Source organism: Paenarthrobacter sp. PH39-S1, from assembly GCF_030063245.1.
GTDB lineage: Bacteria > Actinomycetota > Actinomycetes > Actinomycetales > Micrococcaceae > Arthrobacter_M.
This window is the reverse complement of record NZ_JASISR010000023.1, coordinates 1-25684: the sequence shown is the minus strand read 5'-3', so window position 1 is coordinate 25684 and position 25684 is coordinate 1. Positions and strand designations below refer to the sequence as shown.

21 protein-coding genes are annotated in these 25684 nt (G+C 66.0%); 17 read left to right on the top strand and 4 right to left on the bottom strand.

What is annotated here, in order from left to right; all coding sequences use genetic code 11:
* Positions 1–87 precede the first annotated feature (87 nt).
* Both pheS and pheT read left to right on the top strand, forming a co-directional pair.
* On the top strand, positions 88–1233 hold the full coding sequence (gene pheS / locus QMG52_RS14925) for a phenylalanine--tRNA ligase subunit alpha (protein ID WP_283561193.1): 1146 nt from the start codon (positions 88–90) through the stop codon (positions 1231–1233).
* Positions 1234–1235: 2 nt separating this feature from the next.
* Positions 1236–3782 carry a phenylalanine--tRNA ligase subunit beta gene (pheT, locus tag QMG52_RS14920; protein WP_283561192.1) on the top strand — a complete coding sequence of 849 codons (2547 nt, stop codon included), beginning with the start codon at positions 1236–1238 and terminating at the stop codon, positions 3780–3782.
* A gap of 111 nt (positions 3783–3893) precedes the next feature.
* On the opposite strand, the gene QMG52_RS14915 is transcribed toward pheT, so the two are convergent.
* Entirely contained in the window at positions 3894–4868 is a 975-nt protein-coding gene (locus QMG52_RS14915) for a quinone oxidoreductase family protein (RefSeq protein ID WP_283561191.1), read from the bottom strand.
* A gap of 206 nt (positions 4869–5074) precedes the next feature.
* Here QMG52_RS14915 and argC point away from each other — a divergent pair, with 206 nt between their 5' ends.
* The 9 genes from argC to QMG52_RS14870 all read left to right on the top strand — a co-directional run bounded on the left by argC (position 5075) and on the right by QMG52_RS14870 (position 14864).
* Positions 5075–6217 (top strand): N-acetyl-gamma-glutamyl-phosphate reductase, encoded by a 1143-nt coding sequence (gene argC / locus QMG52_RS22360; protein WP_283561190.1) that lies wholly within the window; start codon positions 5075–5077, stop codon positions 6215–6217.
* The gene (gene argJ, locus QMG52_RS14905; protein WP_283561189.1) at positions 6214–7365 is read left to right on the top strand and encodes a bifunctional glutamate N-acetyltransferase/amino-acid acetyltransferase ArgJ; all 1152 of its coding nucleotides are present in this window, start codon (positions 6214–6216) and stop codon (positions 7363–7365) included. Before argC ends, argJ begins: the two co-directional genes overlap by 4 nt.
* Positions 7366–7453: 88 nt before the next feature.
* Complete coding sequence (gene argB, locus QMG52_RS14900; protein WP_283561188.1) at positions 7454–8353, top strand: acetylglutamate kinase; 900 nt, start codon at positions 7454–7456, stop codon at positions 8351–8353.
* 47 nt (positions 8354–8400) lie between these two features.
* A complete protein-coding gene (locus tag QMG52_RS14895) occupies positions 8401–9726 on the top strand; it encodes an acetylornithine transaminase (RefSeq protein ID WP_502920544.1) in 1326 nt (441 codons plus the stop codon).
* Positions 9723–10724, top strand: coding sequence for an ornithine carbamoyltransferase (argF, locus tag QMG52_RS14890; protein WP_283561187.1), 1002 nt, complete (start codon positions 9723–9725; stop codon positions 10722–10724). The genes QMG52_RS14895 and argF overlap by 4 nt, the downstream gene beginning before the upstream one ends.
* On the top strand, positions 10724–11254 hold the full coding sequence (locus QMG52_RS14885; RefSeq protein ID WP_283561186.1) for an arginine repressor: 531 nt from the start codon (positions 10724–10726) through the stop codon (positions 11252–11254). Before argF ends, QMG52_RS14885 begins: the two co-directional genes overlap by 1 nt.
* Positions 11255–11318: 64 nt before the next feature.
* Positions 11319–12524 (top strand): argininosuccinate synthase, encoded by a 1206-nt coding sequence (locus tag QMG52_RS14880; protein WP_283561185.1) that lies wholly within the window; start codon positions 11319–11321, stop codon positions 12522–12524.
* Positions 12525–12526: 2 nt separating this feature from the next.
* Positions 12527–13987, top strand: a complete 1461-nt coding sequence (argH, locus tag QMG52_RS14875) for an argininosuccinate lyase (protein ID WP_283561184.1) — start codon at positions 12527–12529, stop codon at positions 13985–13987.
* 88 nt (positions 13988–14075) lie between these two features.
* On the top strand, positions 14076–14864 hold the full coding sequence (locus QMG52_RS14870) for a maleylpyruvate isomerase family mycothiol-dependent enzyme (RefSeq protein ID WP_283561183.1): 789 nt from the start codon (positions 14076–14078) through the stop codon (positions 14862–14864).
* A gap of 107 nt (positions 14865–14971) precedes the next feature.
* Here the strand turns inward: QMG52_RS14870 and QMG52_RS14865 are convergent, their stop codons facing one another.
* The 3 genes from QMG52_RS14865 to QMG52_RS14855 form a co-directional block, all read right to left on the bottom strand.
* Entirely contained in the window at positions 14972–15469 is a 498-nt protein-coding gene (locus QMG52_RS14865; RefSeq protein ID WP_283561182.1) for a methylated-DNA--[protein]-cysteine S-methyltransferase, read from the bottom strand.
* Entirely contained in the window at positions 15466–17181 is a 1716-nt protein-coding gene (locus QMG52_RS14860; protein ID WP_283561181.1) for a DNA-3-methyladenine glycosylase 2 family protein, read from the bottom strand. Before QMG52_RS14860 ends, QMG52_RS14865 begins: the two co-directional genes overlap by 4 nt.
* An 87-nt stretch (positions 17182–17268) precedes the next feature.
* Positions 17269–17544: a putative quinol monooxygenase gene (locus QMG52_RS14855; RefSeq protein WP_283561179.1), complete on the bottom strand. Its 276-nt coding sequence runs from the start codon at positions 17542–17544 to the stop codon at positions 17269–17271.
* A gap of 131 nt (positions 17545–17675) precedes the next feature.
* Between QMG52_RS14855 and QMG52_RS14850 the strand changes: the two genes are divergently transcribed.
* The 6 genes from QMG52_RS14850 to tyrS all read left to right on the top strand — a co-directional run bounded on the left by QMG52_RS14850 (position 17676) and on the right by tyrS (position 25125).
* Positions 17676–18323, top strand: coding sequence for a DNA-3-methyladenine glycosylase (locus QMG52_RS14850; RefSeq protein WP_283561178.1), 648 nt, complete (start codon positions 17676–17678; stop codon positions 18321–18323).
* 345 nt (positions 18324–18668) lie between these two features.
* On the top strand, positions 18669–20174 hold the full coding sequence (locus tag QMG52_RS14845; RefSeq protein ID WP_283561177.1) for an HNH endonuclease: 1506 nt from the start codon (positions 18669–18671) through the stop codon (positions 20172–20174).
* Positions 20175–20318: 144 nt separating this feature from the next.
* The gene (locus QMG52_RS14840) at positions 20319–20825 is read left to right on the top strand and encodes an adenine phosphoribosyltransferase (protein WP_434621259.1); all 507 of its coding nucleotides are present in this window, start codon (positions 20319–20321) and stop codon (positions 20823–20825) included.
* Positions 20826–20975: 150 nt separating this feature from the next.
* Positions 20976–23216: a HelD family protein gene (locus tag QMG52_RS14835; RefSeq protein ID WP_283561176.1), complete on the top strand. Its 2241-nt coding sequence runs from the start codon at positions 20976–20978 to the stop codon at positions 23214–23216.
* 288 nt (positions 23217–23504) lie between these two features.
* Positions 23505–23732: a hypothetical protein gene (locus QMG52_RS14830; protein WP_502920541.1), complete on the top strand. Its 228-nt coding sequence runs from the start codon at positions 23505–23507 to the stop codon at positions 23730–23732.
* A gap of 79 nt (positions 23733–23811) precedes the next feature.
* Positions 23812–25125: a tyrosine--tRNA ligase gene (gene tyrS, locus QMG52_RS14825; protein WP_283561175.1), complete on the top strand. Its 1314-nt coding sequence runs from the start codon at positions 23812–23814 to the stop codon at positions 25123–25125.
* Positions 25126–25684: the final 559 nt, after the last annotated feature.

Sequence of the window (25684 nt, the reverse complement as noted above, 5' to 3'; positions counted from 1 at the left end):
AAGGCTCCGCTCCGGGTTCAACTAGACTGGGCGGGGCGGGAAACCGACCCGCCACCCTGTCCTGACGAGCTTAGGTAACAACAGTAGATGTCTGACAAAACCGAGAAATCCGCCCCAGCAGCAGACGCCGCGGTACCCGAAACGGTACCGGCATTGGTCCCGGAGGCGGTACCGGAGGCGGTCCTTGGCGCGCAGGCCGCACCCGACCCGACCGACGAAGCGTCCATAACTGCCGCCGTCGGGCAGGCGGTTGCCGCCTTCGCCGCCGCCGCCACGCTGGACGGGCTCAAGGCCGCGCGGCTGGCGCACACGGGGGAAAAGTCCCCGCTGAGCCTGGCCAACCGCGGCATCGGCTCGCTGGCCAAGGAGCAGAAGGCAGCGGCCGGCAAGCTGATGGGCGCGTCGCGCGGCCAGGTCAGTAAGGCGCTCGCGGCCCGGACCGCCGAGCTGGAGGCCGAAGACGCCGCGCGGATCCTGGTCGAGGAAACCGTCGACGTCACCGCGGCTGCGCGCCGCCGTCGTGCCGGCGCACGGCACCCGCTTTCCACGCTGCAGGAGCGCGTGAGCGACATCTTTGTGGGCATGGGCTGGGAAATCGCGGAAGGGCCGGAGCTGGAGAGCGAGTGGTTCAACTTTGACGCGCTGAACTTCAAGCCGGACCACCCGGCGCGCGAAATGCAGGACACCTTATTCGTGGAGCCTCCGGAGGCTCATCTGGTGCTGCGCACACACACCTCCCCGGTGCAGGTGCGGTCCATGCTGGAACGGGAGCTGCCCATTTACGTGTTGTGCCCGGGTAAAGTGTTCCGCACCGACGAGCTCGATGCGACGCACACCCCGGTGTTCCACCAGTTCGAGGGCCTGGCGATCGATAAGGACCTTTCCATGGCGGATCTGGTGGGCACACTGGAGCATTTCACCCGCCAGCTCTTCGGCGATGAGGCGAAGGTCCGGCTGCGTCCAAACTTCTTTCCGTTCACCGAACCGTCCGCGGAACTGGACATCTGGCATCCCGGTGCCAAGGGCGGCCCGCGTTGGATTGAATGGGGCGGCTGCGGGATGGTCAATCCGAACGTGCTCCGCGCGGCCGGTATTGATCCACAGACTTATTCAGGTTTTGCCTTTGGCATGGGCATTGAACGTGCCCTGATGTTCCGCAATGAGGTCGGCGATATGCGGGACATGATCGAGGGCGATGTACGTTTCAGCGAGCACTTCGGGATGGAGATCTAGGCATGAGAATCCCACTTTCCTGGCTGCGCGGGTTTGCGCAGGTACCGGCGGACGCGACTGCCGAAGATGTGATGGCCGAACTGGTCAAAGTCGGTTTTGAGGAAGAGGGTGTGCACCGCCCGGGCGATGATATCAGCGGCCCGATTGTCGTCGGCCAGGTGCTCTCGCTCCAGGCGGAGCCGCAAACCAACGGCAAGACCATCAACTGGTGCGAGGTCCGCGTTGTCCCCGAAGGCCTGACCCAGACCCTGACAGGCGACGGCGTTGATCCGTCGGGCGTGCAGGGCATCGTCTGCGGCGCCCACAACTTCGAGGTTGGGGACAAGGTGGTGGTCACCCTCCCCGGCGCCGTGCTGCCCGGAGACTTCAGAATCGCGCCCCGGACAACCTATGGGCACGTCTCTGCCGGCATGATTGCCTCGGTGCGTGAGCTGGGCATCGGCGAGGACCACGACGGTATCCTGGTGCTGGGCACTCTGGGCCTGGACCCCGAGATCGGCACGGACGCCCTCGAACTGCTCGGCCTCCATGACGAGGCCGCCGAAATCAACGTGACGCCGGACCGCGGCTATGTGCTCAGCATCCGCGGCGTGGCCCGTGAATTCGCGCACGCCACCGGCACCGCCTTCCTCGATCCGGCGGCACGGATATCTGTCACACGTTCCAGCGGCGCCGGTTATCCGGTGCGGCTCGAGGATGCGGCCCCCATCTACGGCAAGCCCGGCTGCGACCGTTTTGTAGCACGGACGGTCCACGGAATTAACCCGACCGCGCCAACACCGGCCTGGATGTCCGCCCGTCTGCGCCTGGCAGGCATGCGGTCCATCTCGCTGCCGGTCGACATTTCAAACTATGTGATGTTTGAACTAGGCCAACCGACCCATTGCTACGACGCCGACAAACTGGCCGACGGCATCGTGGTTCGGCGCGCAGCCCCGGGGGAGACCCTGCGGACCCTCGACGGCAAGGTGCGCACCCTCGACCCGGAGGACCTACTCATTACCGACGGTGCGGGCCCGATCGGCATCGCCGGTCTCATGGGCGGTGCCTCCACCGAGTGTTCTGACGCCACCGTCAACGTCCTGGTCGAGGCCGCCCACTTTGACGAGGTGAGCGTCGCGCGCTCCCGCCGCCGTCACAAACTGCCATCCGAGGCGTCCAAGCGCTTCGAACGCGGCGTCGACTGGCAGATGGCCGACAAGGCCGCGCAGCGTGTCATCGACCTGCTCGTGGAACTGGCCGGCGGCACCGAGGAGACCACCGTGACCGACGTCGGCACCGAGCCCGCGGCGGTCACTATCACGCTGCCGTCCGGCTTTGCCTCCGCCCTGATCGGCATCGACTTCACCGATGGCCAGATCGTCACGGCGCTCACCGATGTGGGCGGCACGGTGGAAAAGATCGACGGCGGCTACCGGGTCACCGCCCCTAGCTGGCGCCACGACCTGGAAACGCCGGAAGATCTGACCGAGGAAATAGCGCGGCTGGTCGGCTACGACAAGATTCCCGCCACGCTCCCGGTGGCCCCGCCAGGCCGCGGCCTCTCGCGCCCACAGCAGCTCCGCCGTCGTGCACTGCAGGCTTTGGCCGACGCCGGCCTGACCGAAGTCCTGGCCTACCCTTTCATTTCCAAGGAAGACAACGACACGTTCGGTGTGGCCGACGCCGGGGCTGAGCGTTCCGCCATCAAGCTGGCAAACCCGTTGAGCGAGGAAAACGGCTACCTGCGGACCTCGATCCTGCCGGGGCTGATCGAGGTGGCCAAGCGCAACCATTCCCGCGGCTTCCGCGACGTGGCCCTGTTTGAGGCCGGGTTGGTGTTCCTCCCGGACGGAACGCAGGGCACCGAAAGCATTCCGCCGCTGGGCCTGCTGCCTTCCGAGGACGTGTTGGCCGCGCTCTATGATGGGGTGCCGGAGCAGCCGCTGCACATCGGCGCCGTACTGACGGGCAAGGATTCCCCGCTGGCCGCGGGCCACTCCGCGCGGGCCTGGGACTATGCTGACGCCCTGGATTTTGTCCGCCTCATCGGCGCTGTCCTCGGCGTCGAGGTGGTGATCAGCCAGGGTTTGCACCAGGCGTTCCACCCCGGGCGCACCGCGGTGCTGACACTGCGCAGCGGGGATGTTGTCGGTTACGCCGGTGAGCTCCATCCGAAGCTGTTGGCGGAGCTGGATATGCCTGCCCGCTCGGTGGCGCTGGAACTGGACGCCGACCAGCTGTTCGAGGCCGCGCCGGACGTCATTGTGGCCAAGCACATCTCCACCTTTCCGATCGCCACCCAGGATGTTGCCCTCGTGGTTCCGGCCCGGATTCCGGCCGAAGACGTGCTGGCGGCACTTCGCGAGGGGGCCGGGGAACTGCTCGAAGATGTAGCGCTGTTCGATGACTACCGCGGAACCGGGATCGGCGAGGACCGGAAGTCCTTGGCCTTCGGGCTGCGGTTCCGGGCCGATGACAGGACGCTGACAGCGGACGAAGCCACCGCGGCCCGGGAAGCGGCCGTTGCAGTTGCCGCCGAACGGTTCGGAGCAGTCCTGAGGGGCTAGCGCCGCGCCCTTTTCCCTATCGGTGTAGCTCTTCGCGCCCATGTTTTAATGCTGGGACCTGGGTGCGAAGTGCTGCACCCATCGGGATCGATGGGCGCAAGGTGACGGAGACTAAGGCACGAGCAGAACTTTGCCGGTGGTTTTGCGGGCCTGCAGATCGGTGTGTGCCTGTGCTGCCTCGGCCAGCGGATAGCGTGCACCGATCCGCACCTCCAGTTTCCCGGTGGCGGCGGCCGTGAAAACCTCCTCGGACCGCCAGCGGCGTTCCTGCGGATTCTGCAGGAAGTCTCCCAGCTTCGGCCGGGTGATGCTCAGTGAGCCGCCCGCGTTAAGCCGCTGCAGATCAAACGGCGGCACCGGACCGGACGCGGCTCCGTAGAGTACCAGCGTTCCGCGCAGCCGCAGCGCTCTAAGCGAGCCGTCAAACGTATTCTTTCCGACGCCGTCGTAAACGACATCAACACCGGTTCCGTCGGTGATTGCGCGCACCCGCTCGGGAAAGCCGTCATAGCGCAACACCTCGTCCGCCCCGGCCCCGCGTGCCAGCGCTTCCTTTTCGTCGGTGGAGACGGTGCTGATCACCCGTGCGCCGCGGTCCTTGAGCAGCTGAATGAGCAGCAGCCCGACGCCGCCGGCACCGGCATGGGTCAGCACCGTCTGCCCTGGCTCCACATGGTAGGAGGAGTTGATCAGGTAATGCGCCGTCATGCCCTGCAGCGGCAGTGCGGCAGCTACGTCGTCGGACACTCCATCGGGAACCTGAAGCGCCTTCGCGGCTTCGACGACGGTGAACTCGGCATAGGTTGACCGGCCCTCCGCGGTGGCGACGCGTTGCCCGACGGCGAAGTCCTCCACGCCGTCCCCTACCGCGACGATGCTGCCCGCAGCTTCAGAACCTGGGGTATACGGCAGATCAATGGCGTAGTGGCCGCTGCGCTGGTATGTCTCGATGAAATTCACCCCGCTGGCGGCCACCTTGATCAGCAGTTCACCGGGTCCGGCCAGCGGCATCGGGACGTCGGCTGCCCGCAGGACATCGGGACCACCGGTCTCCGTGACGACAATCGCTTTCATGTTCTCGCTCATGAGATGGCTCCATTTGCTCAGCTGGATATGCGGATGGGTCTCATCTCCATGCTAGGACCTGCCGCAAACCTCCCGTCCCAACTGGGTCGCATTTATGGCACTCAAATCGCCTTTTGGGTGCCATATCTGCGACTCAGTTGGAGGAGGTGCCGCGAAATATGCATAAATATCGGTGGCTATGAATAAATCTGCTGTATGCTGGGTCCATGACGATCTCTGTAGCGGTGTCGGGAGCCAGCGGTTATGCCGGGGGAGAGGTGCTGCGCCTGTTGGCGGGCCATCCGGAGGTGACGATCGGCGCCATCACAGCGCACAGCAACGCCGGGGCGCGTCTGGGCGAACTCCAGCCGCACCTGCATTCTCTGGCGGACCGGCTGCTGGAGGAGACCACTGTCGACAACCTTGCCGGCCACGATGTGGTGTTCCTGGCCCTGCCGCATGGTGCGTCTGCGGAGATCGCCCGCCAGCTGCCTGCGGACACCCTGGTGATTGACGCCGGCGCCGACCATCGGCTCGAGGATCCGGCGGCCTGGGAGAAGTTTTACGGCTCCGCCCACGCCGGCACCTGGCCGTACGGGCTGCCCGAGCTGCCCGGGCACCGGGAAAGGCTGCGGAATGCCCGGCGGATCGCCGTCCCGGGCTGTTACCCGACCAGCGCGCTGCTGGCGCTGGCCCCCGGTTTCGCGGCAGGCGCCCTGATGCCCGACGACGTCGTCATCGTTTCGGCGTCCGGAACCTCGGGTGCCGGCAAGACCGCTAAGGTCAACCTCATCGGCTCCGAGGTCATGGGCTCGATGAGCCCCTACGGCGTGGGCGGCGGACACCGGCACACGCCGGAGATCGAACAGGGCCTCTCCGCCGCCGCTGGAACTGCCGTCACCGTGTCCTTTACACCCACGCTGGCGCCGATGAGCCGCGGGATCCTGGCCACGGCCACGGCCAAGGTCGTCCCGCGGATGCGCGCCAGCATCGGTCAAGACAGCGTCGATCGAGGCAGCGTCGGTCAAGGCAGCATCGGAGAAACCGGTGCCGAAGAAGACACCGCATATATAGCCGGCGCAGGCAACGCTGCCGAAGCGGAACTGCGGCAGATCTGGCTGGATGCCTACGAGGACGAGCCGTTTGTCCACGTTCTGCCGCCCGGTCAATGGCCCTCGACCAAGTCCGTCCAGGGGTCCAACCACGTGGCGCTGCAGATTGCCTTCGACGCGCATGCCGGCCGCGTGATTGTCTGCTGCGCCATCGACAATCTGACCAAGGGCACCGCCGGCGGCGCGGTGCAGTCCATGAACATTGCCCTCGGCCTGGACGAAACGACAGGCCTGACCTTCCAAGGAGTAGCACCATGAGCGTGACAACCGCCGCAGGATTCCGGGCCGCCGGTGTGACAGCCGGGCTGAAGGTCTCCGGAAGGTCCGATCTTGCCCTGGTGGTCAACGACGGGCCGCTAAAGCACGCCGCCGCCGTTTTCACGTCCAACCGGGTGGCCGCAGCCCCCGTGCACTGGTCGCGTCAGGTGCTCGGCGACGGTCGGGTGGATGCGGTGTTGCTCAATTCCGGCGGCGCCAATGCCTGCACGGGCCCGCAGGGCTTCCAGAATACGCACACAACGGCGGAGAAAGTGGCGGACCTGCTGGGTCTGTCCGCCGCTGATGTGGCGGTCTGTTCCACGGGTCTGATCGGCGAGCAGCTGCCGATGGACAAGCTCCTGCCCGGCATCGAAGCCGCTTCGGCGGCATTGAAGGACGACGGCGGCCCGGCGGCGGCCGAGGCGATCATGACCACCGACACGGTGGCCAAGGAGGCTGTCTTTGCCGGGGCCGGCTATTCGATCGGCGGCATGGCCAAGGGCGCAGGCATGCTCGCCCCCGGGCTGGCGACCATGCTGGTGGTGATCAGCACCGACGCCGTCGTCGAACCGAACGGGCTGGACGCGGCCCTGCGCGACGCGGTCCGGGTGAGTTTCAACCGCGCCGATTCGGACGGCTGCATGTCCACCAATGACACGGTGCTGCTGCTGGCCTCCGGCGCGTCCGGGGTTTATCCGGAGCTGGCCGAATTCACCGCCGGGCTGACCGGACTGTGCAGGCAGCTGGCCCGTGCGCTGATCGGCGACGCCGAGGGTGCCAGCCACGACATTGCCATTACGGCGATCAACGCCGCCACCGAGCACGATGCCGAACTCGCCGCGCGTGCCGTGGCACGCTCCAACCTGTTCAAAACCGCGATCTTCGGCAACGACCCGAACTGGGGACGCGTACTGTCCGCCGTCGGCACCACGGATGCGGTCTTCGAACCCGATCAGCTCAATGTCGCGATCAACGGCGTGCAGGTCTGCCGCAACGGGATGATCGGGGAGTCCCGGGACCTGGTGGACCTGACACCGCGGGAAGTGAACGTGGAAATCGATCTGCAGGCCGGAAAGGCCACCGCCACCATCCTGACCAATGACCTCACGCATGAGTATGTTGAAGAAAACAGCGCTTACTCCTCCTGACCCGCGCCGCAGCCACCGGTCCAACCCGTAGCGACCGCATCCGGTTCGGCCACCGAAATTTGACCCACCGAAACATAAGGATCCGTTCATGACATCGGTCGCAGCAGCCCAGGATAAGGCCGCCACACTGATCGAAGCGCTGCCTTGGATCCAGCGCTTCGCCGGCACCGTCGTCGTCGTTAAATACGGCGGAAACGCCATGATCAACGACGAGCTGCGCCGGGCGTTCGCCGAGGACATCGTCTTCCTGCACCACGTGGGCATCAAGCCGGTGGTGGTGCACGGCGGCGGCCCGCAGATCAACGCGATGCTGGGCCGGCTGGGCATTGAATCGGAGTTCAAGGGCGGGCTGCGGGTCACCACGCCGGAGGCCATGGACGTGGTCCGGATGGTGCTCACGGGACAAGTGGGGCGCGAGCTGGTGGGGCTCATCAACGCCCACGGGCCCTATGCCGTGGGATTGTCCGGGGAGGACGGTGCGCTGCTGCAAGCCGAGCGCACCGGGACCACGGTCGACGGCGAGCACGTCGACCTGGGCCAGGTGGGCGAGGTGGTGGGTGTGAACCCGGGGTCCATCCTGAACCTGCTCGATGCCGGCCGGATCCCGGTCATTTCCACCGTGGCACCGGAGCTCGGGCATGCGGAATCGGTGCTCAACGTCAACGCTGATACCGCCGCGGCCGCGCTGGCGGTGGCGCTGCAGGCCTCCAGGCTGGTGATTCTGACCGATGTGGAAGGCCTTTACGCCCGCTGGCCGGACAAATCGTCGCTGATCTCCGCGATTGGCGCCACCGAGCTGCGCAATTTGCTGCCCGGTCTGGAATCGGGCATGATCCCGAAGATGACCGCCTGCCTGAAGGCGGTCGACGGCGGCGTGCAGCGTGCCGCCGTGGTGGACGGCAGGAGCGCGCATTCCATGCTGCTGGAGCTCATCACAACCGCCGGTAACGGCACCCAGGTTTTTCCGGACGAAGGGGAACCATCATGACAGACGATGCACACGCCACATGCGATGCCGGCACGGCGGGCCCCGGCATGGCAGGCCCCGGCATGGCAGGCCCAGTCGGGACAGGCGCCGGCGGGGACGCCTGGCTCGCGCGGTATTCGCACTCCCTGATGGGCGTCTTCGGCACTCCTCAGCGGGTCCTGGTGCGTGGCAACGGGGCGGTGGTTTGGGACGTGGACGGCAATGAATATCTGGACCTGCTGGGCGGCATCGCCGTCAATGCGCTCGGTCACGCCCACCCGTTCGTGACGTCCGTGGTGGCCAGCCAGCTGGCCACACTGGGGCACGTCTCCAACTTCTTCACCAGCCCAACGCAGATCGCCCTGGCCGAGAAGCTGCTCGGGATCTGCGGTGCACCGGAGGGGTCCAAGGTGTTCTTTGCCAACTCCGGGACGGAGGCCAACGAGGCGGCCTTCAAGCTGGCGCGCGCCCATGGAAAGACCCATAGTCAGCCGGGGGGTCCCGCACGGAGCGTGATTATTGCCCTCGAAGGGGCCTTCCACGGCCGGACCATGGGTGCACTTGCCATGACCGCCAAACATGCATACCGCGAACCCTTTGAGCCGATGCCGGCCGGGGTGCTGCACATTCCCTTCAACGACATTGCCGCCCTACGCGACGCCGTCGACGAAACCGTGGCCGCGGTCATCCTCGAACCCATCCAGGGGGAGGCGGGTGTGCGCCCGCTCTCGGCCGAATATCTGCAGGCCGCGCGGGAACTCACCCGCGCCGCTGGAGCCCTGCTGATCCTGGATGAGGTCCAGACCGGCATCGGCCGTACCGGTGAGTGGTTCGCGGGGATCCCGGGAGCTGCCGGGAATGACGGCGGGCCGTGCGCCGACGCGGTGGAACTGCCGGACGCCGTCACCCTGGCCAAGGGCCTGGGCGGGGGGTTCCCGATTGGGGCGCTGATCACCATCGGCACCGGGCCCTCGGAGCTGCTTTCCGCCGGCCAACATGGCACCACGTTCGGCGGCAATCCCGTCGCCACCGCCGCCGCGCTCGCCACCTTGCATGTGATCGAGTCCCGTGATGTGCTCGGCAATGTCCGCCGGGTGGGGGCTGCGCTCGCGGCTGGCCTGGCCGCCATCGAGGGTGTCACCGAGGTCCGGGCGCATGGCCTGCTGATTGGCTTCGATCTCGGCCGCCCGATGGCGGCGGAGGTGGTTCGGTTGGCCCTGGACGCCGGCTTCATCATCAACGCGCCCCGCCCCGCGACCATCCGGCTGGCGCCGCCGCTCATTCTGACCGATTCCCAGGCCCGGCGGTTCCTGACCGCGCTGCCCGCCATTCTCGCCGCCGCGGCACGCAGCATCAGCAGCACCGGCATCAGCACTAAGGGAGAACCATCATGACACGCCATTTTCTCGTCGACACGGATCTGTCGCCGGCCGAACAGGGCGAGGTCCTGGCCCTGGCCGCCGCGCTGAAAAAGGAACCCTATTCCCGCAGCACCTTCGCCGGCTCGGGCGCGGGGCGCAAAACCGTCGCCGTGATCTTTGACAAGACCTCCACGCGCACCCGGGTTTCCTTCGCCACCGGCATTGCGGATCTCGGCGGGGTGCCGCTGATCATCGGCGCGGGGGATTCGCAGCTGGGACACAAGGAATCCATCGCCGACACCGCCAAGGTCCTCGAACGGATGGTTGCCGGCATCGTCTGGCGCACTTATGCGCAGTCCGGGCTGGAGGAAATGGCAGCCAATTCCTCGGTGCCGGTGATCAATGCGCTGTCCGATGAGTACCATCCGTGCCAGCTGCTGGCGGATCTGCTCACGATCCAGGAGCACAAAGGAGCACTGCGCGGCCTGACCCTAACCTACCTGGGGGATGCGGCCAACAACATGGCCAATTCCTACCTGCTGGCTTGCGTCACCGCGGGCATGCACGTGCGCATTGCCGGCCCGGAAGGGTACCTGCCCGATTCCGCCGTCGTCGCGGCAGCCAAGGCCCGGGCCGCGGAGACCGGCGGCTCGGTGCTGGTCACCACGGATGCCGCGGCGGCCTGTGCCGGCGCCGACGTGCTGGCCACGGACACTTGGGTTTCGATGGGGCAGGAAGACCAGAAAGCCGCGCGGCAGGAGCTGTTCAAGGACTACGCGCTCGACGACGACGCGCTCGCCAAGGCGGCGCCCGACGCCGTCGTCCTGCACTGCCTGCCCGCGTACCGCGGCTACGAGATCTCCGCCAATGCCATCGACGGGCCGCAGTCCGTGGTCTGGGACGAGGCCGAGAACCGGCTGCACGCGCAGAAGGCGCTGATGGTCTGGCTCGTGGAACAGTCCGCGCGTCAGGACAATGACGCTCCGGTCACCGGGGCGGAGAAGGCCGCAGCCGGCGGGGCGCCGGCCTGATGAGCGCCGCCCCCGCCGCCGGGATGCCGGCCACTAAAACCGCCAGACAGGGCCGCATCGTTGCCCTGCTGACGAGCCGACCCGTGCGGTCACAGGCGGAGCTCGCGGCGCTGCTGGCCGATGACGGACTCGTCGTGGGGCAGGCAACGCTGTCGCGGGATCTTGTGGAGCTCGGGGCCGTCCGGGTCCGGGGAGAAGGCGGCACCCTGGTGTATGCACTGCCGCGGGAAGGCGGCGACCGAACCCCGCATTCGGCCGTTTCGCAGGAGCTGCTGGACGCTCGGTTGACCAGGCTGTGCGCCGAACTTCTCGTCACGGCCGAGGCGTCGGCGAACATTGTGGTGCTGCGGACCCCACCGGGGGCGGCGAATTTTCTGGCCCTGGCGATCGATCATTCGGTGATGCCCACCGTACTGGGCAGCATCGCCGGCGACGACACGGTAATGCTGATCACCCGTGACCCGCAGGGCGGGGCCGACGTTGCCGGGCGTTTCCTGCAGTTCGCGGCCGAGCCATCGGCGAACTGGTAGCCCGCCAGCGCCGGAGCCTTTAACGTAGTTTCAAGATGAATGACACCCAATTGAGGAGCATGTAGTGACTGACCGCATTGTTTTGGCCTACTCCGGTGGCCTGGATACTTCCGTTGCCATCGGCTGGATCGGCGAAGCCACCGGTGCCGAGGTGATCGCCGTCGCCGTTGACGTCGGGCAGGGCGGTGAATCGCTGGAAACCATCCGCCAGCGCGCCCTCGGCTGTGGTGCCGTTGAGGCCTATGTCGCCGACGCACGCGAGGAATTTGCCGACGATTACTGCGTCCCGACGTTGAAGGCCAACGGTTTGTACCAGGGGCACTACCCGCTGGTGTCTGCCATTTCGCGTCCCGTCATCGTCAAGCACCTGGTCAAGGCTGCCCGTGAATTCGGTGCCACCACCGTGGCCCATGGCTGCACGGGCAAGGGCAATGACCAGGTCCGCTTCGAGGTGGGTATCCAGACCCTGGGCCCGGACCTCAAATGCATCGCGCCGGTCCGCGACCTGGCCCTGACCCGTGACAAGGCGATCGCGTTCGCCGAGGACAAGGGCCTGCCGATCGAGACGACCAAGAAGAACCCGTATTCGATCGATCAGAACGTCTGGGGCCGGGCCGTGGAAACCGGCTACCTGGAAGACATCTGGAACGGTCCCACCAAGGATATTTATGACTACACGGCCACGCCGGAATTCCCGCCGGCACCGGACGAGGTCATCATTTCCTTCGAGCGCGGTGTGCCCGTGGCGGTCGACGGCGTCAAGCTCTCCGCACTGGCGGTCATCCAGGAACTGAACCGCCGCGCCGGTGCGCAGGGCGTGGGCCGGATCGACGTCGTCGAAGACCGGCTGGTGGGCATCAAGAGCCGCGAAATCTACGAAGCCCCCGGCGCCATGGCGCTGATCACCGCGCACAAGCACCTGGAGGACATCACCGTTGAGCGCGAGCAGGCCCGTTTCAAGGCCACCGTGGGCCAGCGCTGGAGCGAACTTGTCTATGACGGCCAGTGGTTTTCCCCGCTGAAGCGTTCCCTGGACACTTTCATCGAGGACACCCAGCGGTACGTCACCGGGGACATCCGAATGACCCTGCATGGCGGCGCGGCTGTGGTGGATGGACGCCGTTCCGGGACCTCGCTGTACGACTTCAACCTCGCGACCTACGACACCGGGGACACCTTCGATCAGTCCCAGGCCAAGGGCTTCATCGAGCTCTGGGGCATGTCCTCCAAGGTCGCGTCCTCCCGCGACCAGCGCGTGGCCGGGCAGTAGCGGTGGTTGACCCGAACCCGTCGGCCGGACAGAGCAGGGGTGGGGAGCGCTCGGGGACCAACACGGGTGCGCTCTGGGGCGCCCGGTTCGCCGGCGCACCGGCGGACGCCCTGGCGGCGCTGAGCAAGTCCACGCACTTTGACTGGCGGCTGGCACTGTACGACATTGCCGGCTCCAAGGCACACGCCCGCGTGCTGCACCAGGCCGGACTGCTCGACGGCGGCGAGCTGGCCGGCATGCTCGACGCACTGTCCGAGCTGGGGGCGGACGTGGAATCGGGGGCCTACACGGCGGCGGAGTCCGACGAGGATGTCCACGGTTCGCTGGAACGCGGACTGATTGCACGCGCAGGGGTCCAGCTGGGCGGCAAACTCCGTGCCGGTCGCTCGCGCAATGACCAGATTGCCACGCTGGGCCGGATGTACCTGCGCGACCATGCGCGGATCGTCGCCGGAGGCGTGCTTTCCGTGGTGGATGCCCTAGTCGGCCAGGCGAAGGGGCACCATGGCGTGGCCATGCCCGGCCGCACCCACCTGCAGCACGCCCAGCCGGTGCTGCTGGGCCATCACCTGCTGGCCCATGCCTGGGCCTTGCTGCGTGACGTCCAGCGACTGCAGGACTGGGACAAGCGCGCGGCAGTGTCGCCCTATGGATCAGGTGCGCTGGCGGGTTCATCGTTGGGCCTGGATCCCAATGCCGTGGCTGCGGAACTGGGCTTTGATTCTGCCACCTGGAATTCGATCGACGGCACCGCCTCCCGCGATGTCTTCGCCGAATTCTCCTGGATTGCCGCCATGATCGGGGTGGATTTGTCCCGGATCAGCGAGGAGGTCATCCTCTGGGCCACCAAGGAATTCTCCTTCGTCGCCCTCGACGATTCCTATTCAACCGGCTCCTCGATCATGCCGCAGAAGAAGAATCCGGACGTCGCCGAGCTGGCCCGGGGCAAGGCCGGCCGGCTGATCGGTGATCTGACCGGGCTGCTCGCCACGCTCAAGGGCCTGCCGCTGGCCTACAACCGGGACCTGCAGGAGGATAAGGAACCGGTCTTCGACGCGGCGGATACCCTCGAACTGCTGCTGCCGGCCGTCTCAGGCATGATCGCCACCCTGGTGTTCAACACCGAGCGGATGCAGTCCTTGGCTCCGCAGGGGTTCGCCCTGGCCACTGACATCGCGGAATGGCTGGTCCGCCAGGGCGTGCCGTTCCGGGAAGCTCACGAGCTGTCCGGGTCGGCGGTCAAACTGGCGGAGGCCCGCGGTGTCGAGCTGTGGGATCTGACTGACGGGGAGTACGCCGGGATTTCGGCGCAGCTCACTCCCGAGGTGCGCACCGTCCTGAGCACGGAAGGGTCGCTGAACAGCCGCAGCGCGCAAGGCGGCACGGCGCCGTCGGCCGTCCTTGCCCAGCTCGATGCCCTCCAGCTCCAGCTCGCTCAGGCGCGTACCTTCCTACACCGATGAACGTTTGGCGGTGGTGGTTGCGGTTTGCTGGCGGGTGCCCCCGTTACCCCACCGACCGGCGCTGGGTTGTCTGCGCTAGGCTGTCTCCATGACTGAGCCTTCCTCCACCGAACCGTTCACGAGATGGCCTTCCAGCGCCAGAATTTCGACTGACGAATTGCTGGCCGATCTCGACGCCGCTGCAGAGATCCTGCTGGCCAAAACCACCGCGCTGACGGAGAACGAGATCAGCGCTCCCTCCGCGCTCCCGGGCTGGACCCGCGGCCACGTGCTGGCCCATTTGAGGGGGGTCGCCAATGCCGTGGCGCGCCAGTGCGAATATGCCGCCCAAGGTGAAAGTATCGAATTCTACGACGGCGGGTTTGAGGGCAGAACACGCTCGATCGAGGTCGCTGCGGGCAACACGGCCGCGGAACACCTCGCCGCGCTGCAGGGCGCGCTGAACCGGGTCCTGACGGATCTGCGCGGTCTCGATGAGGCGGGCTGGCAGCTGCCGATCACCTACCGAAACGGCGTTGTTTATGACGGCGGGCTGGCTCTCTGGCGGGAGCTGGTGATCCACCTGTCCGATTTGGAGGTGGGTCGGGGCCCGGAAACCTGGTCGGGCGAATTCTGCAGCCACCTATTCGGCTTCCTCCAGCCCCGGGTTCCTGCGGGCCTGCGGCTGAAACTTCAGCCGCTCGGGCTGCCCGCGCTGACGCTGGAAAACAAAAACAGCGGCGGAAGCTCCGTGTCGGTCAGCGGGATGTTGACGGATCTCGCCGCGTGGCTCGCCGGCCGGACACCGAGTCTGGGCAGCCTGCGCGCCGAAGCCGCGGCAGACGCCGTCGACCTCCCAGAACTGCTCCCATGGCCGTCCGGCGTCGCGCCCAAATAGCCGCCCGCAACGTCACCGACTTTGTCCTCCAATCCGGCCCACCGATCGATCCGCGGGGGCGGTCAACGTCACCCGGCGCAGTAGATGCCGCGCCGCCTGACGGCCGATCAGGCCACGGCTTCGCGGGCCAGCAGGCGTCCCTTTATCTGCAGCCCCCAGCGGAAGCCGCCCAACGTCCCGTCGGTCCGGACCACCCGGTGGCACGGCACAAAGAGTGCCGCGGCATTGAAGGCGCAGGCGCTTGCCGCGGCCCGCACCGCGGCTGGGTTTCCCGCCAGCAGCGCGTATTCGGTATACGTGACGGGTTTCCCGGGGGAGACCGTGCGCAGCACATCCCAGGCGTGGGCCCGGAATGGCCCGGATTTCTGCAGCACCGTGACATCCATGATGTCCTCGGGCCGTCCGTCGTAATAGGCGGCGACGGCGTCGGAGATGGACCCGAGCGACCGCACGGCGGTGTAGCCGGCGGGGCGCAGCGTCGGATGGATCTGGCCCGTGAGCTCGTCCAGCTCGGCGGTCCAACCGGAGGCCAGCACGGCCCCGTCGGCGGAAATGACAGTGAAGGGTCCGTCCGGCGTATTCATGGTCAGGGTCTCGGCGATCATTGCGATGCTTTCTCATGGGATGTGGTTTGTGGAGCTATGGTGGCCGCCGCTGCTTTGGCGGCGGCGGTGCGCCACAGATGCATGGTGGCGTAGGAGCGCCACGGACTGAACCGGGCGGCATAGTGAGTGAGGGACAGTGCGCCGGTCCAGGAGCTGGCCGCGCCCCTCCCCTCAGACCGGTGAGTGCCCTCGGGTCTTTCGTTGAGCCTGGCGAAGCCGTTGCGGACTGCCGCGTCGCTGGTCAGAAAAACGTCCGGCGCCCCGAGCACCCGCATCGCAACGTATCCGACCGTCCACGGACCGATTCCCGGCAACGGCAGCAGCTTCGCGGTCAGCGCCGAAAGGTCATCTTCGATGCCGAGAACGAGCTCGCCGCTGGCGAGCAATCCGGCGACGGCGCAGACCGATTCGATCCGTCTGCGCGGCCCACGCAGAATTCCAGGTCCGTGTTCGGCAATCAGCGCCGGCGTCGGGAAATGCCGTACCAACGTGCCCGACGGCGTCCGGCTGGGAAGTCCGACGGCGGCCAGTTGGTTGAGCGCGGTGCGCGCGGCCGCCACGGTGATCTGCTGGCCGATCATGGCCCGGATGAGAATTTCGCCGGCATCCAAAGCACCCGGCAGACGAATGCCGGGAACCAGCGTGACACGGCGTGCCATGACGGGGTCCGCGCTCAGCACGGCATCGATGCCGACGGGGTCCGCATCGAGGTCGAAGAGCCGGCGCACCCGGCTGAGCAGGGCCGGAAGGTCACGCAGATCCTCCAACCGGGCGGTGAGCTCCAGTGCGGCTCCCGTCCAGCGCAGCTCAAAACAACCGTGCCCGCACTGGAGAGCTAAGGCGCGTGCGTACCGGTTGGCGTCCCCTTCCTCCACACCTGCCACGGCGCGGGCAGCCAGGAAGGCGAAGATTCCCGGATCGAAGGGCTTCCGGAAAGGCAGCGTCAACGATAGCTCAGCCGGCGTGCCCCGTGCCGATCCGGCAACTTCGGAATCCCCGGCTGCCCCTAGGCCGGAAGGTGAGGTGGCGCCGGCCAAGGTGCTGGCAGCCAACGTCCCAGCAGCCAGGGTCCTGCCAGCCCGAGATCCGGCATCCGAGGTCCTGCCAGCCCGAGATCCGGCAGCCGAGACCGCGGAATGCGAGTGCTGATGTCGGCGTTGGCCTCGTGTGCGCAATGCGGTTGGAGTCATGGAAAATACCTCGGCCACGGTTTCATTAAACTGACGGATGCTGTTGAATCCCGCGGCGAATGCGATATCGGCTGACGTGATGTCCGAAGCGGTCAGAAGAGTGCGGGCGGTCTGAGCGCGGCTGGCCCGTGCCAGAGCCAGTGGACCGGCACCCAGCTCGGCGGTCACGATCCTGTTGAGCTGGCGGCTGGAATAGCCAAGCCGGGCGGAAAGTTCCCTCACGCCGCCGCGGTCCATGACGCCGTCGGCGATTAACCGCATCGCGCGGGCCGCGACGTCGGAACGGACGTTCCAATCCGGACTACCGGGAACTGCTTCCGGCAGGCACCGTTTGCAGGCGCGGTACCCGGCGTCGTGGGCCGCGGCCGACGTTTGGAAGAAAGAAACGTTGGCGGGCTTCGGGGTCCTGGCGGGGCACGACGGGCGGCAATAAATGCCGGTGGTGCGCACCGCGGTGAAGAACTGCCCGTCGAAGCGGGCGTCCTTGGATTCAATCACCCGGTACCGTTGCGAAAAGTCCATGACTCCATGTTCGCAGGCATTAGCGGGGTCTGCTAGCGGAAATCAGACATGGCGATGGTGCGTCTTTTGCGGGGCGCCTTCCTGTGGTTACAGGCCCACGCCGCCGGCCACAGTCATCCCTTGGGACGTGAATTCACCGGTCAGCATCGGCATGGCCCTGCCAATAGCTGCCTTGGCTGCGGCCAGCTGCAGGGAATTGTGGTGGTGCTCCTTGGTGTCCCACACTTCGCTCACCCAGATCACGTCCTCGTCGCTATCGGAGAGCCCGACGACGTATGCCTGGCAGCCTGCAGCGCGTAAACCGTCGGTGCCGTTGAGCAGAATGCCGACGACTTCATTCCGGCGCCCGGGCTTGGTCCTCATTGAGCCGATATAACCAAATGGCGTGGCGACTCCCTTGTGCTGATGTTTCCTTGGATAGTCGGCATCCTACCCGGGTATGGGCCGGCGGATTCGAATCGTGCCGTCGAGCAGGCGACTGCTACGGTTTTGCCATGGCTGCCGAATCCGATCTGCTGGAACTGCTCCAGCAGCCCTCCGTCGTTGTCGCGCCCCGCCTGCTCGGCGCCGTCGTCCGGCATCGCAGCGCCGATGGCACGGTAGCTGTGCGCCTGACAGAGGTGGAGGCGTACATGGGACCCGCCGACTCCGCCGCGCCGGATCCCGGCTCGCACAGCTACCGCGGGAAAACGCCGCGCAACACCACTATGTTCGGCCCGGCCGGACACTTTTACGTCTATTTCACCTACGGCATGCATTACTGCGCCAACCTCGTCTGCTCCCCGGCGGGCACATCCTCGGGTTGCCTGCTGCGGGCGGGGGAAGTGGTGGAAGGCATCGGCATTGCCCGTGCCCGCCGACCTGCTGCCCGCAGGGACAAAGAGCTGGCGCAGGGCCCGGCCCGGCTGGCAACGGCATTGGCCATGGGCAGGGAACACAACGGGGCCTGGGCGCTGGGCGGGGATTTCAGCGTGGAACTGGCTTCGGCGCTGGCACCGGATGACATTCTCACCGGTCCACGCGTCGGATTGGGCGGACCTGGGGGATCGGCCAGTTACCCGTGGCGGTACTGGATTGCCGCAGACCCGACCGTTTCCCGCTACAAGCCCGCTGTAGTGCGAAAACGTCCCGCTGTTTCCTAGTTGCACGGTCTTCCTAGTTGCACGGTCTTCCTAGTTGCACGGTCTCCCAGCTCGACCAACGACTTCCGACCATACGGTGCTCGTTCAAGGCCGGCCACATTTTTCGGTGTTCAGTGGCCGGCTGTGGCCACCCGCTGCCGCGCGGTGACCCCGACCAACGTCACCAAGCACCGCCAAAAGGCCACCTCCAACTCAAAATTTATTATTTATTTTCTAGTTTATCATGCTAGACTAGAACACATGTTCGATGATGGTGGAACAGGTGACAGAAGCAGCGAAACGAATCACGCTTCGCCGGTCCCATCCGCCTCGACCGCAGCCGCTACGGATGATAACGCCCTCCGGGTGAATGAGGCGGTGATCCGGGGCTGGATCACCACTTTGGCTGGAATCAATCCGGAGGACTCTGATGACGCGGAACGGATCGGGCTGCTGCGGGCGAAAGAAGAACTGAAATCAGCTCTCTGCGCCTCGCAGGCCCGGGACGCGGCGGCGTTTGATGCCTCCCAGCGCCGGGCCCAGGAAAACGCCGGGATCGCTGCGGAGAAACTGGGGAAGAATATCGGGGACCAGATAGCCTTGGCCCGCCGCCAGTCCCCGCACAAGGGGAATCAGCTCCTGGGAATAGCGAAGGTACTCGTGGCGGAGATGCCGCACACCCTCACCGCCTTGGCCACCGGAAAATTGAACGAGTACCGGGCCACACTCATGGTGCAGGAGACCGCATTCCTCAGCCTCGATGACCGCCGTGCCGTGGACACCGAACTCGCCCCCGACACGGGTGCGATGGACGGCATGGGTGACGGACAGATCAGCGCAGCAACCAAACGGGTCGCGTACCGGCTTGATCCGCACTCCGCCATGGCCCGGAACGCGAAAGCCGAGCTAGACCGGCACGTCAGTTGCCGGCCGGCCCCGGACACCATGGTCAACCTCACCGCCCTCCTCCCCGTCGCCCAAGGCGTCTCCGCCTACGCCGCCCTGTCCCGGGAAGCCGATTCCCTCCGCGCCGCCGGCGACCACCGCGGCAGGGGACAAATCATGGCCGACACCCTCGTCCAGCACATCACCGGCACCCCCGGCGGAATCACGGGGGTGGAGATCCAGCTCGTCATGACTGACCGCACCCTGCTCCAAGGAGACAGCGAACCGGCCCACCTCACCGGCTATGGAACGGTCCCCGCACAATGGGCCCGAAACCTCATCCGGCACGGGGAAACCGGGGCACACGCCGCCACGGCGAACCCCGGGACGGGGCCAAGCGCTGGTGCTGGTGCTGGTACTGGTGCCGGTATCGCCACGGCGATGGGAGATCCGGCGTTCCGGGTCTGGATCCGCCGGCTCTACACCGCTCCCGGCACCGGGCAACCCGTCGGGATGGACTCCAAAGGCAGGCTCTTCCCACCCGGACTACGAAGATTCATCATCGCCAGGGATCAGACCTGCCGGACCCCTTGGTGCGATGCACCCATCAGACACATAGATCACGTCATCCCGTACCGGGATAGACACAAAGGCGAGGGCGGAGGTCAGACCAGCGGACTTAACGGACAGGGATTGTGTCAACACTGCAATCTTCGGAAAGAAACGCCCGGCTGGTCCTCCACACCCCGCCCCGAGCCACCATCAGGAGCCAGGAAAACAAAACCGAGAGCCGCATCCCACGGATCCCCTCGCGGCACCCGGCACACCGTGCAAACCAGCACACCCCTCGGCAATATCTACACCTCCACCGCCCCAGCGCTCCCCGGGACGGATCGTTCGGAGCTAGGGCGTCTCCTGTTGGAACGGCGAAAAAGGATGTTTCGTGTACGACGTGCTGGACCGTACCGCCCGTCTGATCAGCACTGAGCGCTCGGCGGCACCCATGACCGAGGTTACCGGTGATGCGGGTACCGTGGAGACGTGACTTCTGCTGCTTCCGATTTCCCCGCCCCGCGAGCAACTCCGGGCATCGCCCCGCGCTCGACACCACCCCGCGAAAGCGTGGAAGCGATCATCTCCCGGCTGACCAAGACGGTTCCGGATTATCCGGAGCGGGGGATTTCCTTCAAGGATCTGACCCCGGTCTTCGCCGACGGACTGGCGCTGCATGCGGTGGTCGGCGCTCTGGTTGAACCCTTCGCCGGCCGGTTCGACGCCGTCGCCGGGATTGAGGCCCGCGGGTTCCTGCTCGCGGCCGCGGCCGCCTATGCCACCGGGACCGGCGTGATCACGGTGCGCAAGGCCGGCAAGCTGCCTCGCGAGGTCTACCGTGAGGACTATTCCCTGGAGTACGGCCGCGCTGCATTGGAACTCCATAAAGGGGACGTCCCTGCGGGCAGCCGGGTGCTGATCCTGGACGACGTGCTGGCCACCGGCGGAACCCTTTCCGCGGCGGCTCGGCTCTTTGAGCGGGCGAACGTGCACGTGGCCGGTTTCGGCGTCGTGCTTGAACTCGGTGAACTACGCGGCCGCGCGGCGTTGGCCGGTCACCGGGTGCGCTCGCTGATGCGCCTCTAAGGAGGCCGCAGCCAGCAGCGGCTATCCGCTGTTCAGCGTCCGCGTCACGTCCAATATGATCCGGCAACCGGTTCTATGACGTGCTTCATATGCGTTCAGGGAAATACCGGTAGAATGGACGGTCTGCCTTTTGCGAAAGGGATCGCCGCAATGCTTGATGCTGAACTCGCCCATGAGCGGGAGTACGTAGCGGGGCTTTACGCCCGCTTGGATGAGCTCCGACAGGAGAAACTACAACAGCTGGAGCAGGTCCGGCGTACCACGGCCATGGGAACGCACCAGATGCGCTCGGAGCGGGACGCCTTTGCTTCGCTCTATGAGAACCGCCTGGCGCAGCTGAATGCCGTGGATGACAAGCTCGCATTCGGCCGGCTGGATCTGGACTCCGGGGAAACGCGGTACATCGGCCGCATCGGCCTGTCCACCGACGATCTCCGCCAACTGATGGTGGACTGGCGGGCGCCCGAGGCCGGCACCTTTTACCAGGCCACCGCCTTTGAGCGCCAGGGGGTGCGCCGACGTCGGCACCTGATCCTGAACGGCCGCAATGTCAAGGCCATCGAAGACGATGTGTTGGATCAGGAAATGCTTCATGAGGGCGCCTCGCTGCAGGGGGAGGGTGCGCTGCTGGCGGCGCTCAATTCCAAGCGGACCGGGCGGATGTCGGACATAGTCGGCACTATCCAGGTCGAGCAGGACAGGATTATCCGCGCTCCGCTTTCCGGCGCCCTCGTGGTGCAGGGCGGCCCGGGCACGGGGAAGACAGCGGTTGCGCTGCACCGCGCCGCCTATTTGCTCTACACGCACCGGGACCGGCTCAAGTCCGCTGGCGTCCTGCTGGTGGGACCGTCGTCGTCGTTCATGAAATACATCGAGCGCGTCCTGCCGTCCCTGGGCGAAACGGGCGTCGTCATGGCCAGTGTCGGGCGGCTGATGCCCGGCATCGCGGCCACCGCCGTGGAAGACCCCGAAGCCGCGGAGATCAAGGGCCGCATCCTGATGGCGGAGGTGATCCGCAATGCCGTGGCGAACCGGCAGCGAATTCCAGCCGAAGACCGCAAGCTCGACGTCGAAGGTACTACGCTGCTGCTGACGCAGCGACAGGTCCGGCGCGCCAGGGACAAGGCCCGGGCCACCGGGAAGCCGCACAACGAAGCCCGACTGACTTTCGTGCGGATTCTGCTGCGCGAGCTGACCGAACAGCTGACCGAGCACATTGAATCCTCCGGGTTCGGCAATACCGCGGACCGGGCATATCTCGCGGAGGATGTCCGGCAGGCCCGGGACGTGCGCATCGCGCTGAACCTGGCCTGGATGCCGATGACGCCGCAGAAGCTGGTGGCCGAGCTGTTCAGTAAGCCGGCCATCCTGGACGCAGCGGCGCCGATGCTCAGCGTCCAGGAGCGTGACGCGCTCCTGCGCGGGGCCGACGCGCTCTGGACCGAGGCGGACGTTCCCCTGCTGGATGAGGCAGCCGAGCTGCTCGGCGAGCAGGATGCCACCGGCGGTCGTCACCAGTGGGCCAAGGAGGCCGAGCGGCGCCGGGACATCGCCAATGCCGAGCGTGCCATCGACAACATGACCCAGGCCATGGCGGATTCGGGCGTGGACGGCATCCTCACGGCGGAGGATCTGGCGGACCATAACGCGGTCCAGGACAGCCGGCTGACTCCGGCGGAACGGGCACTGACGGACCGGACCTGGGCGTTCGGCCATATCGTGGTCGATGAGGCGCAGGAGCTGTCGGCCATGCAGTGGCGGCTGTTGGTGCGCCGCTGCCCGGTCAAATCCTTCACCATTGTCGGTGACATCGCGCAGACCAGTTCCGCCTCCGGCGCCGGTTCCTGGCAGCAGGCTCTCGCGCCGTTTATGGGGGACCGCTGGCAGTTGGAGGAGCTCACGGTGAACTACCGGACGCCGCTGCAGATCGCCGAAGCCGCTGTGCGGATGGCCAACGCGGCCGGCCAGCAGGTCTCCGCACCCAAGGCCGTGCGGGAGGGGCTCTGGGATCCGGTGATCGACCGTGTCCCGGCCGGTAAGGTGCTGGACACGCTGGTGGAGGTGCTGCCGGCGGAAATGGCGGCGATCGACGGCGGGCTGCTGGCCGTCATCACGCCGCGCAGCCAGGTGAAAGCAACAGCGGAGGCGCTCAGGGCCGTCTACGGGCGCCGGATCGGGCACGGCGCCGGTTCCATTGAGCAGGACATCGTGGTGATGGACCCGCATGAGGCCAAGGGGCTGGAGTTCGACGGCGTCGTGATCGTTGAGCCCGCGGCGCTGCTTGCCGGCAATGCAGGCAGGGTCGGCGACCTTTACGTCTCGATGACCCGTCCCACCCAGCGGCTGCGGTTGATCACGTCGTCGGAGCTTCCGGCCGGGATTGAGGGCTAACTGCTGCCGGTCTGTCCGGAGTTCTGACGTGCCGTCCGAACAGATCGCTCGTCAGCCTCCCGTGGCCGACAGGCACCCTGCCATTCAGGTCCGCGGTGCGCGGGGAAACAATCTGAAGAAAGTCTCCCTTGGACATTCCCAAACGGCTGACCGGGCGGCGCCTCGACCACCGCGCCCGGCTGCAGGACCGGGGACCGAGGCCCGGGAGTCTTCCGGATCCGGCCCGCGCACGCGATCCTGAGCCGGCTGGCCGACGTCGGGCTCGGCTACCTGAGCCTGGGCCAGCCATTGACCACTCTGTCCGGCGCGGAGCGGCAGCGGCTCAAGCTGGCCATTGAGCATCAGCAGGCCGTCCTGGCCCACGTTGACTGCAATATCGACCTCGGCCGCGGTGCCCGGGACCGATGGCGGCCGGATTGTCTTACCGCACCAACTGACCTGCTGGTTCACGCAGACACTCTGACCGCCCGTCATCTGCGCCGTTACTTCGGCACCCCGTCCCGGAACCGGCGATAGCGGTGTCAGTGGCGACCGCCTCCGCGCCGCCGTCGGGCAATAGGCGCGGCATCCGCCGTCGTGCTGGTAATTTTGAACTGTGTCAGAACAAACAGCAACCGCAGCCCAGCGCAACGATCCCACTTTTGCCAACATTTGGCAGGAGCTCAAGTGGCGCGGCCTGGTTCAGGTCTCCACAGACGAGGCAGAGCTGGAGACGCTGCTCGCCGGCGATCCGATCACGTATTACTGCGGCTTCGACCCGACCGCCCCCAGCCTCCATCTGGGCAACTTGGTGCAGCTGCTCACCATGCGTCGGCTGCAGCTGGCCGGACACAGGCCGCTGGGACTGGTGGGGGGGTCCACCGGACTCGTGGGGGACCCGCGGCCGACGGCGGAACGGACCATGAACACCAAGGAGACGGTGGCCGAATGGGTCGGCTCCCTGCAAGCGCAGGTGCAGCGCTTCCTCAGCTTCGAGGGAGATAACCCCGCCAGAATGGTGAACAACCTGGACTGGACGGCGCCGCTGAGCGCGATCGATTTCCTGCGCGACATCGGTAAGTACTACCGCGTGGGCACCATGATCAAAAAAGACATCGTGGCCTCGCGGCTCAACTCAGACGAGGGCATCAGCTACGCCGAATTCAGCTACCAGATCCTGCAGGGCTTGGATTTCCTGGAGCTCTACCGCAGTTACGGTTGCGTTCTGCAGCAGGGCGGCTCGGACCAGTGGGGCAACCTGACCAGCGGGACGGACCTGATCCGCAAGGTGGAGGGCAAGGGCGCCCACGCCATCGGTACACCGCTGATCACCAATTCCGACGGCACGAAGTTCGGCAAGAGTGAGGGCAACGCCATCTGGCTCGACGCCGGTATGTGCAGCCCCTACGAGATGTACCAGTTCTGGCTGAACACGGCCGACGCCGACGTCGTGGCGCGGCTGAAGGTCTTTACCTTCCTGGACAGGAATGAGATCGATGAACTCGCCGGCGCAGTTGCCGAGCGCCCGCACCTTCGGGAGGCCCAGCGGAAGCTGGCCTACGACGTCACCTCCTTGGTGCATGGGACCGAGGCGACCGAAAAGGTCATTGCGGCGTCGGCCGCGCTCTTTGGGCAAGGGGAACTTGCCGGCTTGGATGCGGCCACCCTTGCGGCGGCCACGAAAGAACTGCCGCGCGGCTCCGTGAACGGGGAAGGGCTGGGCATCATTAATCTGCTGGTGGCTTCGGGGCTGTCCGCCAGCAATTCCGCGGCCCGGCGGATAGTGTCCGAAGGCGGCGCCTACGTGAACAACACCAAAATCACGGACCCGGACGCGGTGATTGCCGAGACGGAACTGCTGCATGGCAGCTACCTGCTGCTGCGGCGCGGGAAGCGGAACCTGGCGATGGTCCAGGTCCGCACGCCCTGACGACGACGACGATGACGCCCTGACGACGACGATGACGCCCTGACGACGCCGGCTGCGGCGACGCCGGCGACGGTCAGGTGGTCCGGGACGCTGACATGGCTGATTTGCGCGTTCCCTACAGTGCGTGTAATGTCTTCTAAGTCGCCCGCTGAGGAGCGCAGTCAACCGTTTGAAAGATGACCGGTTCACTCGCTGGAGCGGAGACCAAACCCCCAAAAAAATTAGTTGCGATTCCGTGCGTGCTCTCTGAGCAGAGGCCGGATGCGCTTCAATTCATGACGTGAGTTTGAGAAGCCTGGGTCGAATGCGATTGAATAAGCGGATTTGACAAGGGAAAAGACAATGAAATACGCTTTAGATATTGCAGCGGTGAAATACGGTTCTACTTATAAATTGATTGTATCAATTTGGAACCTGAAGTATTCGTATGTATCTGTTGTTTGAGAACTCAATAGTGTGCCAAGTTTTGTTGATACCGGTATTTATTTATTGGTTGAGACTGTTGCCTGCTGCCGTGTTTGTGGTGGTGGGTGGCTTTTTTGGCTGGTTTCGAATTTAG